General features: G+C 55.2%; 15 protein-coding genes. 9 read left to right on the forward strand and 6 right to left on the reverse strand.

Going from position 1 to position 16156, the window contains the following annotated elements; genetic code table 11:
- Window positions 1-5: 5 nt before the first annotated feature.
- Window positions 6-854 (reverse strand): long-chain fatty aldehyde decarbonylase, encoded by an 849-nt coding sequence (locus tag ACYZT0_RS00990; protein WP_462044262.1) that lies wholly within the window; start codon window positions 852-854, stop codon window positions 6-8.
- Between the two features lie 159 nt (window positions 855-1013).
- Here ACYZT0_RS00990 and ACYZT0_RS00995 point away from each other — a divergent pair, with 159 nt between their 5' ends.
- The 7 genes from ACYZT0_RS00995 (at window position 1014) to ACYZT0_RS01025 (ending at window position 10666) form a co-directional block, all read left to right on the forward strand.
- The gene (locus ACYZT0_RS00995) at window positions 1014-1892 is read left to right on the forward strand and encodes a phosphate ABC transporter substrate-binding protein (RefSeq protein ID WP_462044263.1); all 879 of its coding nucleotides are present in this window, start codon (window positions 1014-1016) and stop codon (window positions 1890-1892) included.
- 30 nt (window positions 1893-1922) lie between these two features.
- A complete protein-coding gene (pstC, locus tag ACYZT0_RS01000; RefSeq protein WP_462044264.1) occupies window positions 1923-2819 on the forward strand; it encodes a phosphate ABC transporter permease subunit PstC in 897 nt (298 codons plus the stop codon).
- Window positions 2816-3691 (forward strand): phosphate ABC transporter permease PstA, encoded by an 876-nt coding sequence (gene pstA, locus ACYZT0_RS01005; RefSeq protein ID WP_462044265.1) that lies wholly within the window; start codon window positions 2816-2818, stop codon window positions 3689-3691. Before pstC ends, pstA begins: the two co-directional genes overlap by 4 nt.
- Window positions 3692-4543 carry a phosphate ABC transporter ATP-binding protein gene (locus ACYZT0_RS01010; RefSeq protein ID WP_462044266.1) on the forward strand — a complete coding sequence of 284 codons (852 nt, stop codon included), beginning with the start codon at window positions 3692-3694 and terminating at the stop codon, window positions 4541-4543.
- 131 nt (window positions 4544-4674) lie between these two features.
- Entirely contained in the window at window positions 4675-6189 is a 1515-nt protein-coding gene (locus tag ACYZT0_RS01015; RefSeq protein ID WP_462044267.1) for an AMP-binding protein, read from the forward strand.
- A 91-nt stretch (window positions 6190-6280) separates the two neighbouring features.
- Complete coding sequence (locus tag ACYZT0_RS01020; protein WP_462044268.1) at window positions 6281-9412, forward strand: outer membrane lipoprotein-sorting protein; 3132 nt, start codon at window positions 6281-6283, stop codon at window positions 9410-9412.
- Between the two features lie 9 nt (window positions 9413-9421).
- On the forward strand, window positions 9422-10666 hold the full coding sequence (locus ACYZT0_RS01025; protein WP_462044269.1) for a hypothetical protein: 1245 nt from the start codon (window positions 9422-9424) through the stop codon (window positions 10664-10666).
- Here ACYZT0_RS01025 and arsN2 read toward each other — a convergent pair.
- A complete protein-coding gene (gene arsN2 / locus ACYZT0_RS01030; protein WP_462044270.1) occupies window positions 10634-11134 on the reverse strand; it encodes an arsenic resistance N-acetyltransferase ArsN2 in 501 nt (166 codons plus the stop codon). The genes ACYZT0_RS01025 and arsN2 overlap by 33 nt on opposite strands.
- 83 nt (window positions 11135-11217) lie before the next feature.
- Here arsN2 and ACYZT0_RS01035 point away from each other — a divergent pair, with 83 nt between their 5' ends.
- Both ACYZT0_RS01035 and ACYZT0_RS01040 read left to right on the forward strand, forming a co-directional pair.
- Window positions 11218-11574 carry a metalloregulator ArsR/SmtB family transcription factor gene (locus tag ACYZT0_RS01035; protein WP_462044271.1) on the forward strand — a complete coding sequence of 119 codons (357 nt, stop codon included), beginning with the start codon at window positions 11218-11220 and terminating at the stop codon, window positions 11572-11574.
- 180 nt (window positions 11575-11754) lie between these two features.
- Window positions 11755-12225: an arsenate reductase ArsC gene (locus tag ACYZT0_RS01040; RefSeq protein ID WP_462044272.1), complete on the forward strand. Its 471-nt coding sequence runs from the start codon at window positions 11755-11757 to the stop codon at window positions 12223-12225.
- A gap of 323 nt (window positions 12226-12548) precedes the next feature.
- Here ACYZT0_RS01040 and ychF read toward each other — a convergent pair whose 3' ends face one another.
- The 4 genes from ychF to ACYZT0_RS01060 all read right to left on the reverse strand — a co-directional run bounded on the left by ychF (window position 12549) and on the right by ACYZT0_RS01060 (window position 16114).
- A complete protein-coding gene (gene ychF, locus ACYZT0_RS01045) occupies window positions 12549-13649 on the reverse strand; it encodes a redox-regulated ATPase YchF (RefSeq protein WP_462044273.1) in 1101 nt (366 codons plus the stop codon).
- A 22-nt stretch (window positions 13650-13671) separates the two neighbouring features.
- A complete protein-coding gene (gene pth, locus ACYZT0_RS01050) occupies window positions 13672-14256 on the reverse strand; it encodes an aminoacyl-tRNA hydrolase (RefSeq protein WP_008037207.1) in 585 nt (194 codons plus the stop codon).
- A 169-nt stretch (window positions 14257-14425) separates the two neighbouring features.
- Window positions 14426-15031, reverse strand: coding sequence for a 50S ribosomal protein L25/general stress protein Ctc (locus ACYZT0_RS01055; RefSeq protein ID WP_462046483.1), 606 nt, complete (start codon window positions 15029-15031; stop codon window positions 14426-14428).
- Between the two features lie 141 nt (window positions 15032-15172).
- Window positions 15173-16114: a ribose-phosphate pyrophosphokinase gene (locus ACYZT0_RS01060; RefSeq protein ID WP_003208392.1), complete on the reverse strand. Its 942-nt coding sequence runs from the start codon at window positions 16112-16114 to the stop codon at window positions 15173-15175.
- Window positions 16115-16156: the final 42 nt, after the last annotated feature.

Below are 16156 nucleotides of genomic sequence, written 5' to 3' on the forward strand. Positions count from 1 at the left end.
ACGCGTCAGGCGTTGGCCAGGCCAGCGTTCATTGACGGGGTGCCGCCATAGGTTTGCATCGACTCGATCAGTGCCGCTGTGACAACCGGATCGAAGTCCGCCTTATCGAGGGTTTCTACGTAGGTGTCCAAAGCTTCGATGCGAATTTCGTCGATGTCGGTCTTCAGTTCACCCAGTGAAAGAGCACCGCAGTCAATGTTCAGTCGGTCGCAGAGGAAGTGGCAACTGGTGCTCACCATGCTGAACAGCTCTGGCATTACACGGTGGTGGGCCCATTTAAGGCTCTCATGAACACCTTCAGGGTCTTTGGCGATCAGGCTACGAATACGCGCCAGGCCGATCTCCAAATGTTCCAATTCGTCTTCCAGGATCTTTCCAGCCAGTGCTGAAGTGTCCGGATCGCCCTGGCGCTGCAGGGTGCGGTACAACACGATGGCCATGGTTTCGGTCATCAGGTCCTGAATGATCAGGCACGCAGCCAGGTCCTTGTTTTGAACAGCAGTACTGAAGTGGCGGCGGATATTGAACCACTGCGGCTCGACGATCTCACGCATCACGATGTAGTCGTGGCGTTTGCCCAAGCTGGCCAGCATCAGAATATGTTTTGATTCTTCGTAGGCTTGTTTGACGGTTTCGATCTTACTTTCGGTATCTGGCATCAACGGCACCATTTCCGAATAGTTCTCTACCGCCATCACCTCTCCAGCGATTGCGTTGGAAGCGATGTACGCGATCAGGTTGAAATAACCGTCGCTTTTATTGTGCTCAGTGCTCAGTTCTTCTCGGCGGTTTACAGCACGTAAGTCGACTGGTACGCGTTGATTTGGCTGTGTGCCGGCAGAAACTTCGTTCATTTTTATATCCTCCCATTAGGCTCAAGGACATTCCCTTGCCGCGGCAATTGTCGGGAGGCTGCTGGCGTACTGCCATAGTACATAGCTTCTATTCAAAGTTCGGTCCGTTCCGCCTTACGATTAGTCAGATATTGACGCATCGGTCACTCGATGTGTCCCATGGAAATCGGGGAAGAAATGAATACAAGAACCTGGACGGCCCGGCACGTTGGCGTGCCTGCGCTGTGGATGCTGGGTGCGTTGCTCTGCCTGTCAGGCTGCAATCGTGAGACGGATCAAAAGACTGAAGCCAAAGCCGTGCGTGTCAGCGTTGTGGGGGCTAGTACTATCGCACCGCTGATAAGTGAACTGGCCAAAGCTTACGAGCGAGAGCATCTGGGCATTAGAATCGAGGTCCAGGCAGGCGGTAGTGCTCGGGGGATTATGGATGTGCGCAGCGGCACGGCTGTGCTTGGCATGGTCTCCCGTGAACTCAAGCCTGAAGAGCGGGATCTGCAGCATGCGCTGATTGCCAAAGATGGCATCGGCATGATCGTCAATAAAAGCAACCCGATCACTGGTCTGACAAAAGAGCAGGTTGTCGGAATCTACACAGGCCGGATCACCAATTGGAAAGACGTGGGGGGAGACGATTCGCCTATCACCGTCGTGAGCAAGGCAGAGGGGCGATCTACCCTGGAAATTTTCAGTGGTTTCTTTGGTATTCCCTACAAAGATATCCGCGCCCACGTGATTATTGGAGACAACCAGCAGGGTATTCAGACTGTTGCTGGCTCTCCCGCTGCAGTCGGCTACGTGTCCATTGGTTCGGCTGAGTATGAAGCCGATCAGGGCGCCGCAATTCGGCTAATCCCTTTAGGAGATCAGATTCCATCGACAGCAGCGGTTGCGTCGGGCGAGTACGCGATCAGCCGGGACCTGAATTTGGTTTACAAAGCGCCTCTCACAGAGCCGGTTCAGGACTTCCTGGAGTTTGCCCGCTCAAATGAAGCAGCAGCCTTTGTTACTCGCATGTACTTCATTCCGGTGACGAAATGACGGCCAGGCGCTGCTGATCAGGCTCTCTCCATGACTTTATTGACAGATGAGGTGGTCGCGAAGGCCCATCCCACGAAGCTGCGTGGATGGGCGTTCTGGTCGGCCATGTCCATGCTCGCTCTGCTAGGGGCGGCAATCGTGTTTTTGATTGTCGCTTTCTTGTTGAGTGAAGGTTTCCCACTGATCGCGCAGGGAGGGCCTATAAGATTCTTTACGGACGAGGGGTGGTGGCCGCGGGACGCTAGCTACAACATGACCCCAATGGTATTGGCGAGCCTTTACCTGACCATTGGTGCGCTTGTCATTGCAACACCACTGAGCCTGGCCATTTCGCTGGTCACGACATTCAAAGCGCCCGCACGGCTTGCTCGCGTGCTGCGCAATATTGTGGAGCTCAGTGCTGCAGTGCCTACCGTGGTCTACGGACTTTGGGGCGTCAGTTCGATCGTTCCGATAGTGAACATCTGGAGCCCGCCAGGTGCGAGTTTATTGGCCGGTGTCCTCATTGTTGCACTGATGATCATCCCAACGATCACGGTGTTGACCCAGTCGGCCCTTCAGACGGTGCCGACAGCTTATGTCCAGGGAGCTACAGCGCTGGGCGTTTCAACCAGCCAGACATTACTTCGTATTGTTATCCCTGCTGCCAGGCAGGGCATTTTTTCCGCAATGGTACTCGGTGCTGCCCGAGCAGTCGGCGAGACAATGGTGGTGTTGATGGTCTGTGGCAACATTGTGCAGGTACCGACTTCGCTGTTTGATCCAGTACGGGCGTTGACTGCGAACATTGCCTTGGAAATGCCCTACGCGATGGGGGATCACCGCGCCTCCCTGTTCGTTGCCGGGCTGCTGATGTTGCTGTTGGTCAGCGCGTTGGTTGCTGTGGGCGAGTGGGTCGGTATGCGTCAGAGGAAGATGACCTCATGAGGCGCTTCCAGGTCTCCGGTTTCGACTTCCGGGATTTCGTCTGGACTTTCGTGATGTATGGTCTGACGTTGACTGCAGTTGCGATGCTCCTGTGGCCGCTGCTAACGGTGTTCGGTAACGGACTTCAGGTGCTGAGCTGGGACTTTCTGGCGGGGAGCCCGGAAGACGCAGGCCGCAGCGGGGGGATTGCACCGATTCTCGTGTCCACCCTGGGAATTGTGTTGGTCAGCTTGACGGCCGCCTTGCCCTTAGCGTTTGGCGTCGCAGTAATGTTGACTGAAGGTTTTAATCCCGCAGGTTGGCCGGCTACGGTACTGCGCTGCAGCCTCGACATACTGGCGGGCATTCCTTCGGTCGTGTTTGGATTATTTGGACTCAGCCTGTTCTGTCGGCAATTGGAATTGGGATATTCAATTCTGGCCGGCGGGCTGACCTTGGCCTGCATGATCCTGCCCACTTTGGCGCGTTCACTGGCATTCTCCCTGGAGTCCGCGGGTATTGCCCATCGCGCTGGCGGAGCAGCGCTCGGCCTCTCGAAACAGTCAGTTTTATGGCATGTGATGGTACCGGTAGCACTGCCTGGCATATGCGCAGGTGTTGTGCTCGCGTTGACCAGAGCCCTGGCGGAAACTGCTGTACTGCTCTTCACCAGCGGCTATTCCGACAGGATGCCCGAATCGGTTCTCGATTCCGGGCGTAGCGTCTCTGTTCATATTTATGACCTATCGACCAATGTGCCGGGCGGTACCCCTAACGCTTATGGCTCGGCCCTTGCGCTGCTGCTGCTTTTGGCCTTGCTCAGCTTCACTGTGCATGCCCTAACTCGTTGGATGCAGCGACGCATGACTGGCAACACGACACGGAGTCTCTGAATGATGATCAACGACAGAGCTATATCGCTTGAACCGTTTGTACGAGCTGCATCAAGCGTGCACGGGACGGTTACTCACTTGAGTACTGCTGCGCAAGGGCACATCGATATCCAAGACCTCTCCGTGAGTTATGGCAAGCACACAGTCGTTGAGGGAGTGACGTTGCGCGTTCCGCGCAATTCAGTCACCGCACTCATCGGCCCATCAGGGTGTGGGAAGTCGAGTTTGTTGTATTGCATCAACCGCCTGAACGATCTCGTGCCGGGCTGCTCGGTAGAAGGCTCGATCAACTTCAGCTGGATGGACAATAAGCATCTGGCAAAAAACTCGACCCAGTTGCGGCGTCAGGTTGGGATGCTGTTTCAACGTCCCAATCCATTTCCATTTTCGATTCGCAAGAATCTTGAGTTCGCGCTCAGGCAGCACGGCATTAAAGCGCAGGCCGATATCAATAGCCGTATTGAGTCGTCATTACGGGAAGTGGGGTTGTGGGACGAGGTTCATGATCGTCTCGACAGTTCGGCCATCGCGTTGTCCGGTGGGCAGCAACAACGACTGTGCCTTGCTCGGGCGCTGGTTTTGGATCCAGATGTTTTGCTGATGGACGAACCATGCAGTGCTCTAGATCCGATCTCGACTCAAAAAATTGAGACGTTGATTCTGAGCCTGGCTCAGCGACGAACGATCATTCTTGTGACCCATAGCCTAAGTCAGGCACGACGTGTAGCAGACCAGGTAGCAGTTTTTTGGAAGCTAGAGGGGGTGGGCAAGCTGATTGAATGTGGCAAAGCAAGGGATGTGTTTGATCGGCCGCGCCATGAGTTGACTCAGACCTATTTGCAGTTTGCTTGAGTTGAGCGACAGGCACGTTGTAGCGCCATGGTACATCGGTTCCATTGTGGGGGGAGTGCGGCGATTTCTACTATGGCCGCATGAACAAATACTCTTCTAATACCGTGCAGTACCCAACCGCGAGAGTGCAAATGCTCTCGCTTCATGTCCATGACCTGCTCAAACATGCCGCACAGGTGCATGCAGCGGCAACGGTAACTTCTGTATCTCTAGAAGGCGCGGTTGAAACTCAAACCTATGCTCAGTTGGCAAAAGCTGCGAATAACTGCGCTACAGAGCTTCACGCCATGGGGCTTCGGTCCAGAGATGCAGTTGTCAGTTTTGGCTTTAGTTCACTCGATCAAATGGCTTGGCTATACGCAGCGCTAAGCCAAGGCGTGGTAACTCATTTTCTGAACCCTCAGCATCGTGCGGAAGATCTAGGTCTTTTTCTTCAGCAGGTGCGACCCGGCATGTTGCTGCATGATGCGGCTACAGCGAGTGCTGGCCAGGCATTCGCAGCATTGGTTCCTGGTACTCCGCTACGCGCTATGGCCCAGCTTGGCACTGGAAGTGGAAGGGAATACACCATTACTGAGTTTGCGGAAGATACCTTATCCCATGTCTGCTACTCATCCGGGACCACAGGGGTTCCGAAGATCGTTGAGTACACGCACCGTTCAACAGTGTTGCATGCCTGGGCCTGTGCCTTGCCCGACGCGATGGGGTTGAACAGTGCCGATCGGGTTATGCCTCTCATGCAGAATTTCCACGCTAGTGCATGGGGCGCTCCTTTTGTTTGCCCGCTGGTTGGTGCGTCGTTGGTGCTTGTACCACCGCATCGCGATCCTGCGCAGTGGTTCCAATGGATCGAGGAACACCGCATCACGGTCTTGGGGGCAGTCTCTGCACATTGGCTAGCGCTTGTTCGGTACATGCGAACCAGCGGATTGAGCTTCAGTACCCTGCGCCGCACGGTTGTCGGTGGTACTCGACTACCGTTTGATGTTGCTCAGTTCATCCAAGAAGAGCTTGGTGTCGAGGTATGTCATGCCTGGGGAATGACTGAGACATCACCATTGGCCACCATCGAGCGCTTCGATAGCAGCAGGGCATCTCTGCGTCACGGTAAGCCTGTATTTGGAATCGAGTTGGCCGTGCAATGCAAAGGCGGTGCTTGCTCGGCGGAGGGCACCGGTGAGCTGATGGCCCGTGGGCATTGGGTTGCCCACAGCACAGCAAATAACAGTAACTGGTTGGCAACCGGGGACTTCGCGACGCTGCACGAAAACTCAGAATTAGAGGTCATCGATCGCATGGAAGATTCGTTGATCGCTGATGGCATCCCTCTCAGTTCAGCCCTTGTGGAGCATCAGGCTCGATTGGTTCAAGGTGTCGCAGATGCAGCATTGCTGGTGACCGATGTTGCCAGCGGCCGGAGCGTGCTTGCCTGGGTGGCCATGCTTGAGGTCGATACCGCTTCAGTAACTGTCGAGCTCGAACAAATCCTTTCCAAGACCTTCAACGGGTGGCGTCCGACGCAATACATCGTGGTGGATGCGTTTCCGTATACAGCGTCTGCAAAGGTCCAGAAACACCTTCTCAAAGATCACATCGCTCGGCTTCACGAAGACGACGTAGCTTTAACTCCTAATTCCTCCTGCTGATGCCTGACTTATGACACAAATAACGAAAACCGCAGCGGTAGATTCTGTTCACGAAAACTCTAGCAAGAGCTCATTGCCCTTGGAGCAGTATGTGACTTGGGTGGTCGATCATCGGCGCTGGGTTATCGCCCTTGTGCTGGCTCTATCAGCGTTCTTCGGCTTTTTTGCAGCCAAACAACAAGTCATCATCAATCCTGCCGCGGTTGTCCCGCAGAGCCATCCATACATAAAGGCCACCAACACCATCGAGAGAATCTTCGGATCGAAGTACCTCGTGGTAATAGGACTGACACCAACCCAGGGCGATGCACTGCAGCCGCAAGTGCTCGAAGCCGTAAAGCGCATTACGGACAAGCTGTATGCCGCGCCATCGGTTACCAAGCAGACTCTACTTAGCCTCTCATCGCGGCAGGCCAAGAGTATCCGTGGTAACGCCGAAGGGTTTGAGGTAAAGCCTCTGCTCGATGACCAGATCCCCACGACAACCGATCAGATTAGTGCGTTAAGGTCGGCCATTGAAGCCAACCCGGTTTATCGAGACACGGTTATCTCCAGCGACTGGCGAACCGCTACGATCATGCTGGAGTTGAAGGAGAACCCTAACGGTTTCGGGGCGATGCTCTCGGATGTTCACCGGATCCTGAGCCAGGAGAACACGCCGGGCGTCGAGATTTCTTTGAGTGGAAACCCGGTGTTCCTGCAGCAGGCTGAAGTTTTTGCAGATCGGATCAACTGGTTGTTCCCCATCGCGGTGCTGGTGATTGGCTTGCTGCACTACGAGGCCTTCCGTACGCGTCAGGGACTGATTCTTCCCTTGGTGACGGCGTTGCTCTCGGTGGTTTGGGGTGTCGGTATCATGGGATTAATGAAGGTGCCGATGGATATCTTTAACTCGCCCACGCCAATCCTGATTCTTGCCGTTGCGGCTGGGCACGCCGTTCAATTGCTCAAGCGCTACTACGAACACTTCATCGAATTGGTCAACGGGCAGCACATGGCCCCAGAAGTGGCTAACCGGCTGGCGACGATTCAATCGCTTGCGGCAGTGGGGCCCGTTTTGGTGATCGCCGGTGGTGTCGCAGCTTTGGGTTTCTTCTCGTTGGTAGTGTTCGAGCTTGAAACCGTCCGGGCCTTCGGCATTTTCACTGGCATCGGCATCCTCGCCGCAGTGCTACTGGAGTTCACTTTCACTCCGGCAGTTCGTGCCAGTCTGAAACCACCTTCGGCGGCACAGATTGATACCGAGACCAAACCGCGAATTTGGGATCGCCTGAGTGCTCGCATTGCTCATTTGGTGATTACGCCGCGTAGTCGTCGGTGGATCCTGGTGGCTTTCGTCGTACTGATAGGTGTTGCGATTGCTGGCTGGCCCAAGGTGCATGTCGATAACTCGAGCAAGAGTTTCTTTTCTGACTCACTGCCACTACAGCGGGACGATAACCTGCTGAACGCACAGACTGGCGGCACCAACGTTCTGTATGTAATGGTCGACACTGGGCAGGCCGATGGAGTGAAAGATCCAAAGATCCTGAATGCTATTCGGGAGCTCCAGGCTGATGCCGCGAAGCGCTCGATCGTGGGTAAGACCCTATCCATCGATGATTTTCTCCAGCGCATGCACGGCGCTGCATCTGGGGACACTGGTGCTATTAATCCACTACCCGATGATCGAGATCTGATTGCCCAGTACCTGTTCCTTTACTCGATGTCTGGCGCCCCGGAAGACTTCTCGGCGCATGTCGACTATGACTACCAGCGAGCGAAGATCTCGATCATGTTGCGGACCAACAGCAACGCTGAAATTGATCGCCTGGTCAACGAGCTGCGTGAGGTTGCGAACCAGCGCTTCCCCAAAAATGTAACGGTTTCGTTCGGCGGGGAGGTGGCGCAGACACTGGCAGTAACCGATGTGATGGTGCACAGCAAACTGCTGAACATCGCGCAAATTCTCGGTGTGATTCTTGCGGTATCAGTTATTGCATTCCGTTCGTTCACCGCAGGCCTACTGGTGCTGTCGCCGCTACTGGTGGTCCTTTCGCTGGTCTTCGGCGTAATGGGCTACTTCGGTGTCCCTCTGAACATTCCCAACTCGTTGATCTCCGCCATGGCGGTGGGGATTGGCGCTGACTACGCGATCTATCTCATCTACCGCATTGGTGAGTACACAGCCCAGGGTAAGACCTTGCCTCAGGCCGTCGAAATGGCAATGAAAACCGCTGGTAAAGCCTGTCTGTTCGTTGCCACTGCTGTGGCGGGTGGCTATGCCGTCCTCATGTTCTCCTACGATTATAAGGTTCATATGTGGCTTTCTACTTTCATCGTGCTGGCTATGCTGGCAAGCGTGTTGGCAACTCTGACCCTCATTCCGAGCGCCATTCTGACCTTCAAACCAGCATTCATTTTCCAGCGTCGCTCGGGTGATCGTGGCGCAGTGCTGTTGATCATCCTTGCTGCTATCGGCTTCCTGACTTACTCACAGGTAGGTTGGTCTGCAGAGCTGGAGGCGAAGCAAATCATGGAGCGCAATGCTGCTGTAACTCGCTTCAGCACTTCCACGGCGGATGCAGAGTTTGTGCTGCAGACCAAAGAGGGTGGTAAGCGCGTTCGCAAGTCGAACATGGCGTCGAAACTTCAGGAGAATGGGCAAGACACCATGCGTCTGGTTCGCTTCGAAGCGCCGGCAGACATTCGCGGGACCACGACTTTGCTCGTTGAACGCTCGGCCCAGGATGACGATATGTGGGTATACCTGCCGGCGATGAAACGTGTGCGTCGCCTAGTGGCCTCGAACAAAAAAGACAGCTTCATCGGTACTGACTTTAGCTATGGCGATGTTATGGGGCACAAGGTCGGCGACTGGAAGCACACCTTGCTCAGCCAGCAGGCACGTGACGGTGTTGAGCATTACGTCATTGAGTCGGTACCCGCTGAGGATAGCGTTCGCACTAACTCGGGATATGCCAAGCGCGTGACTTGGGTGCGCAAGGACAATTTCGCCACGACTTACGTGGAAGCCTCGGATGCCAGTGGACAGCCTTACAAACAGTTCTCCTTCGCGGACATCCAGTTGGTTGATTCAGCGAATGGAAAGTGGCAGCCAATGAAAACCGAGGGCAAGAACCTACAGAGTGGGCATACCACTACGATTACTTTCTCCAACTTCAAGGTCGGCGAATCGATGAGCGACAGCCTCTTCTCCGCGAACAACATAGCTTCCAAATAAGGAGAGGAGATGAGCGGGTCCTTTTTGCCCTGGTGGCGGGCCGGTGTTGTCGCGCCCCTGATTCTCTCCGCGTGTGCTTATGCCAGCGCTCCGGAAGTGACAGGTGAGGTCGCTTCAGGCGTGTGGTCATCCAACCGGATGTTGGATGACAAACACGCGGTGTCCTCCAATCGTGCCAAGCTCAAACTGGATTGGCAGGCGTCCGAAAGCCTGCAGTTGAACAGTGAGGTCTGGGCGATATCGTCGCCGGAGCGTCTGGATGAGAAGCGTGAAGACGCAGGAGTCAATGAGCTGTATGTGACAGGCAGCGAGACGGTGTGTGCCCCTGCCCTGGGTAAAAAACTGGTGATGTGGGGGCGTGCTGATGGGATCAATCCCACCGATCAGATTTCACCGAGCAACTACCGAAGGTTGACCCCTGAAGCTACTGATCAGCGCACGGGAAACTGGGGACTGCATCTGGACTGTGAGGTGGGCGCGGGAAAGCTGCAGATGCATGTATTGGATCGGTTCCAGTTCAATGATGTGCCGCTGGAGAAGACACCTGGTGTTGTCTTCAGGGAGCAAGATCCGGATGTGCGCCCTACAGTTGCGGTGAAGTATGACGTGCTGGGCTCTGATGCCGATTGGTCGGTGAGTGTTATCGACGGCCATGATCTGTTTCCGACCTTCGCAGTACGAAGCGCCACGCCTGACGGTATCACGCTCGGTCAGCACGCTACTCGCATGCGCATGATCGGTAGCGACTTCACAATAGTCCGAGGGGAAATGGCCTATAGGGGGGAAATTGCGTGGGTGAATTTCGAGCAGTCATCGGATCCGGCTGTTGCCCGTCGGCAGCCCTATACCTCAGCAATTGGTGGTGCTGAGTGGTATATCGGCGATCGCGAGACTGTTTCATTCCAGGGCTTTTGGCGGCACTTGAGGTCAGTTTCGAGTCTGTCGAGCGACCCGTTGCTTGCTCAGGTACAAGCGGCACAGGCGCTGATCAGCAATGAGCTCGACCGTGATCAGTATGGCGTTACGCTCAGGTATGCCAGGCCGCTGTTCGACTCAAAAGCCGACCTTGATCTCTTCGCCGTTTGGACTGAGCCTCGCAACGACTGGATGCTGCGAGGAAGGCTCAAATACGCATTAACGGATTCGTGGCGGGTGAGCACCGGGTTCGACATCTTCAGGGGGCCCCAAGATTCCTTCCTTGGTCATTTGAGAACCAACTCATTAACGTTCGTTGAGGCGAGTTATATCTGGTGATGCAGAGGCAGCAGCGCCAGTAGAGTCTAGTTTTTTCACCATGTAGACCGCTGAAGCAGGGCACAGCGCTGTGAACTCCGCCGAACTGGATATCGCTTCCGGTGCTTGGGATCGCTCCCTGCGTTCATACCCTCGAGTTTGGAAAAAGTCTTCCGCCGAGTTTGTCAGAAGGTGAAGGTGCAGGGCTTCATCGGCCGCAGCTATACGCTCAAGTACTTGTAGCAGCAATGTTCCTGCACCGACCTGCCTTTGAGCCGGAACAATGACCAGTGAGCGCAACAGTCGGTCGGGACCGTTTCCTTCAATTCCACCGTAGCCCAGCGTCGTATCTCCATGATGGAAGGAATAGAACATTCGATCGGGCTGCAGCAGGTCTTGGGTTGGTAATCCCGCCCAGTTCAGCTGAATCGTCAAATCGTCGATTTGGTCGACATCAAGTAGTCGAACAGAGATATCTGACTCGTTCATGGGGGGGCTCTGAAGAGGGACTGATTGGCGCTCAGTATAGGTTCGGTTTCTCAGATATTTTGGTCGCCACGCTAGGAGGTCACATGCAGGAAACCTTGACGCCCACCGTCGTTTTCAAGTGCTTGGCTGACGAAACTCGAGCACGTATGACCTTACTGATTGCAAGAGAGGGTGAGCTCTGCGTCTGCGAGCTCACCTGCGCACTCGATCAAAGCCAGCCGAAAATTTCCCGTCATCTCGCTCAGCTGCGCGAAGCCGGAATCTTGATGGATCGCCGCCAGGGACAGTGGGTGTATTACCGCCTGCACCCGTCCTTGCCTGAGTGGGTTGGGACGATGTTGAAAAGCGTCGTCGATGCTAATCAGGACTGGTTGAACACAGATGCCATGCGTCTCGCCGAGATGGGGGATAGACCCCAAAACACGGCCGCTTGTGTTTGACCCCCTTTTTTGCTGATTGAGTTGTGCTCATGTTGACCGCGTTTTTGATTTTTCTTGTGACGATAGTTCTCGTTATCTGGCAACCCAAGGAGCCACTGGTGTCGTCCTGACACTGCCCATTCTGCTTGCCACCCTGGCCGCTTTGGCAATCCGCCTGAGCTTCTGAACCGGAGATATTTCATGAAAGTCTTGTTTATGTGCACCCACAACAGCTGCCGCAGCATATTGTCTGAAGCATTGTTCAATCACTTGGCGCCCGAGGTAATGGAAGCTGTGAGCTCGGGAAGTTTTCCAAGTGGCAAGGTCAATGCTCAGGCGTTGAAGACTCTGGAAACCGCCGGCATTTCTACCGAAGGCCTATCAAGCAAAGCTTCGGATGCATTTGAAAGTTCGCCACCGGACATCGTCATTACAGTTTGCGATCGTGCTTCAGGCGAGGCTTGCCCGATTTTCTTCGGCCCTTCTCTCAAAGCCCATTGGGGCTTGGCTGATCCATCCGTTGCGACCGGTAGCGAAGCGGAGATCGAAGCCGCGTTCCAAGCGACGCTAGCCAAGATCGAAGAACGGGTCCGCGCATTCATGGCGCTGCCTGTAAGGCAAATGGATGCGGATGACCTCAAAGCCGCGCTCGCCCGCATCGGTACTCTCTAACCACTGGCTGGCTACCTACAGCTATTCGAGCGACAGATCAGTAATTCTCGACCGTTCCCTAATCGTCTCCAGACCAATAGGGCAGTGAGTCGATAGTAATACCGGGTAGCGTCGGACTGGTCTTTCGGGTGTTGAGTGGGAAATGGGCGCACGGTCTGTTGCAGAAATGTGGCGTAGTTTTCATCTCGAACCAGCAAGTTGTGGCTGCCGGCCCCGGATCACATTGGAGGAGGATGGTGATCCCAAAACGCAAAAATCCCCGTATCAGCGAGTGATTACGGGGATTTTGTGTCTATCGGATCCGTGGAAATCCACGGCCACTGTTAGACGTTGAAGCGGAAGTGCATCACGTCGCCGTCTTTAACGATGTAGTCCTTGCCTTCCAGGCGCCATTTACCTGCTTCTTTGGTGCCGGCTTCGCCCTTGTACTGGATAAAGTCGTCATAGGCGATGACTTCGGCGCGGATGAAGCCTTTTTCGAAGTCGGTGTGGATCACACCAGCGGCTTGTGGTGCGGTAGCACCGACGCGTACGGTCCAGGCGCGGACTTCTTCGACACCGGCGGTGAAGTAGGTCTGCAGGTGCAGCATCTCGTAGCCGGCGCGGATCACACGGTTCAGGCCCGGTTCTTCGAGGCCCAGGGCTTCGAGGAACATGTCTTTCTCTTCGCCGTCATCCAGTTCGGCGATTTCGGCTTCGATCTTGTTGCAGACCGGAACCACCATGGCGCCTTCTTCTTCGGCAATGGCCTTGACGATGTCCAGCAGCGGGTTGTTCTCGAAACCGTCTTCAGCGACGTTGGCGATGTACATGACCGGCTTGGTGGTCAGCAGGTGGAAGCCACGAATCACCGCTTTCTCGTCAGCATTCATGGTTTTCATCAGGGTGCGCGCAGGCTTGCCGAGGGTGAAGTGAGCGATCAGTTGCTCCAGCAGGCCTTTCTGGGCTACTGCGTCCTTGTCACCGCCCTTGGCGTTGCGAGCGACTTTCTGCAGTTGCTTCTCGCAGCTGTCGAGGTCGGCGAAGATCAGTTCCAGGTCGATGATTTCGATGTCGCGTTTCGGGTCGACGCTGTTGGAGACGTGAATCACGTTCTCGTCTTCGAAGCAGCGGACTACGTGCGCGATGGCATCGGTTTCACGGATGTTGGCGAGGAACTTGTTGCCCAGGCCTTCACCTTTCGAGGCGCCAGCCACCAGGCCTGCGATGTCGACGAATTCCATGGTGGTCGGCAGGATGCGCTTGGGATTGACGATGGCCGCCAGGGCTTCCAGACGGCTGTCCGGCATCGGCACGATACCGGTGTTCGGTTCGATGGTACAGAAGGGGAAGTTCTCGGCCGCGATCCCGGATTTGGTCAGGGCGTTGAACAGGGTGGACTTGCCGACGTTAGGCAGGCCGACGATGCCGCAATTGAATCCCATTGTGTTTCCCCTCGGATAAGAGTCAGGCCTTCTGGCTGTGCAGGTTTTTCATCGCGCGGTTCCATTCCCCGGCGAGGATATCCGGCAGCACGCCGAGGGCAAAGTCGATGCTTGCATCGAGTTTTTCCTGTTCGGCGCGTGGCGCACGACCCAGGACGAAATTTGAAACCATACTGGCAACGCCCGGGTGGCCAATGCCAAGCCGCAAGCGGTAGAAGGTATTCTGATTGCCCAGTTGCGCGATGATGTCGCGCAACCCGTTGTGACCGCCATGGCCGCCGCCCTGTTTGAGTTTGGCAACGCCCGGTGGCAGGTCGAGTTCGTCATGCGCCACCAGAATTTCTTCCGGCTTGATGCGAAAGAAGCCGGCAAGTGCCGCGACGGCCTGGCCGCTGCGGTTCATGTAGGTGGTGGGAATCAGCAGACGAACATCCTGACCCTGATGCGAATAGCGCCCGGTCAGGCCGAAATATTTGCGATCCGCCACAAGGTTTACGCCTTGTGCGTTCGCGATGCGCTCAACAAAAAGGGCCCCTGCGTTATGCCGGGTCTGTTCGTATTCAGCGCCTGGATTTCCCAGGCCAACGATCAGTTTGATGGCAGTCACGATAGGGGCCCTTCCTTGGAGTGGTGGATAACATCGCGGCATTCAGGGAGTGCGGCGAAAGTGGACGACAAGTGCTCATTTACCATTATGTAAACTCCGCGTTCTCGCCCGCTTTCTCGCTACGCTCTAGTCCGCGATGTTTCCGGTCACTCCGGCGAACAGAGTGAAATTACTCTGCTGCGCCTTCTTCTTCAGTAGCTTCTGGAGCAACACGTGGAGCGTGAACGTTGGCAACAGCCTTGTCATCACCGTGTGCCAGAGCAACAAACTCAACGCCTTTAGGGGCTTTGAGGTCGGACAGGTGAATGATCGAGCCGATTTCGGCGTTAGCCAGGTCGACTTCGATGAATTCAGGCAGGTCTTTCGGCAGGCAGGTCACTTCGATGTCCGAAACAACGTGCGAAATTTCGCCGCCTTTCTTGATCGGAGCTTCTTCACCAACAAAGTGTACAGGCACGATAGCGGTCAGTTTCTGGCCAGCTACAACGCGTACGAAGTCAGCGTGCATCACGTGGCCTTTGGCCGGGTGACGCTGCAGAGCTTTGATGATTACGTTTTGCTTGGTGCCGCCAACGTTCAGCTCGATGATGTGGCTGTAAGCCGCTTCGTTTTCGAGCAGTTTGGCAACTTCTTTAGCCAGCATGCTGATGGATTCAGGGGCTTTTTCGCCACCGTAAACTACAGCAGGTACCAGGCTTGCGAGACGACGCAGGCGGCGGCTCGCACCTTTCCCCAGGTCGGAACGCACTTCAGCATTCAGAGTAAAATCGTTCATGTTGTATCTCCAAAATAACCACATTCGCCCCAGCGTTTGCGACCAGCGCTAAAGGCGATATGGGCAAAAAAGCCCCGCCCCGACAGGAATGCCGGGGCGGGGCGCTTTTCGTCAACGAAATGTTCGAGAAGGGCAGGGCCCTTAACGGAACATCGCGCTGATCGATTCTTCATTGCTGATGCGGCGAACCGCTTCGGCAACTACCGGCGCGATATCCAGTTGGCGGATACGCGAGCAGGCTTGAGCAGCAGCGGACAACGGGATGGTGTTAGTCACCACCAGTTCGTCCAGCATGGAATTTTCAATGTTTTCGATCGCCCGACCGGACAGCACCGGGTGTGTGCAGTAGGCGAAAACCTTGGCAGCGCCATGCTCTTTCAGGGCCTTGGCCGCGTGGCACAGAGTGCCGGCGGTATCGACCATGTCATCGACCAGAATACAGGTACGCCCTTCGACATCACCGATGATATGCATCACTTCAGAGTGATTGGCTTTCTCACGGCGTTTGTCGATGATCCCGAGATCCACGCCCAGGGATTTGGCAACAGCACGTGCACGCACGACGCCACCAATGTCCGGGGACACGATCATCAGGTTTTCGAAGCGCTGATCTTCAATGTCATCCACCAATACCGGGGAGCCGTAGATGTTATCTACCGGAATATCGAAGAAGCCCTGAATTTGGTCAGCATGCAGATCAACCGTGAGAACACGGTCGATGCCGACTACGGTAAGCATGTCAGCCACGACTTTCGCGCTGATAGCCACACGTGCGGAACGCGGACGGCGATCCTGACGGGCATAACCAAAGTAAGGAATTACAGCAGTGATACGAGTAGCCGAGGAGCGGCGGAAGGCATCAGCCATCACTACCAGTTCCATCAGGTTATCGTTGGTCGGAGCGCAAGTCGGCTGAATAATGAAGACATCTTTACCGCGGACGTTTTCATTGATCTCGGCAGTAATTTCGCCGTCGGAAAATTTACCGACAGAGATGTCACCGAGAGGGATATGCAGCTGACGTACAACACGCCGAGCCAGATCGGGGTTGGCGTTCCCCGTAAAGACCATCATCTTGGACACGCGCAGTACCTGAAGGCTGAGGGTAACCTGGATGAGTATAGG

It is taken from the genome of Pseudomonas sp. ZS1P83, assembly GCF_054897825.1.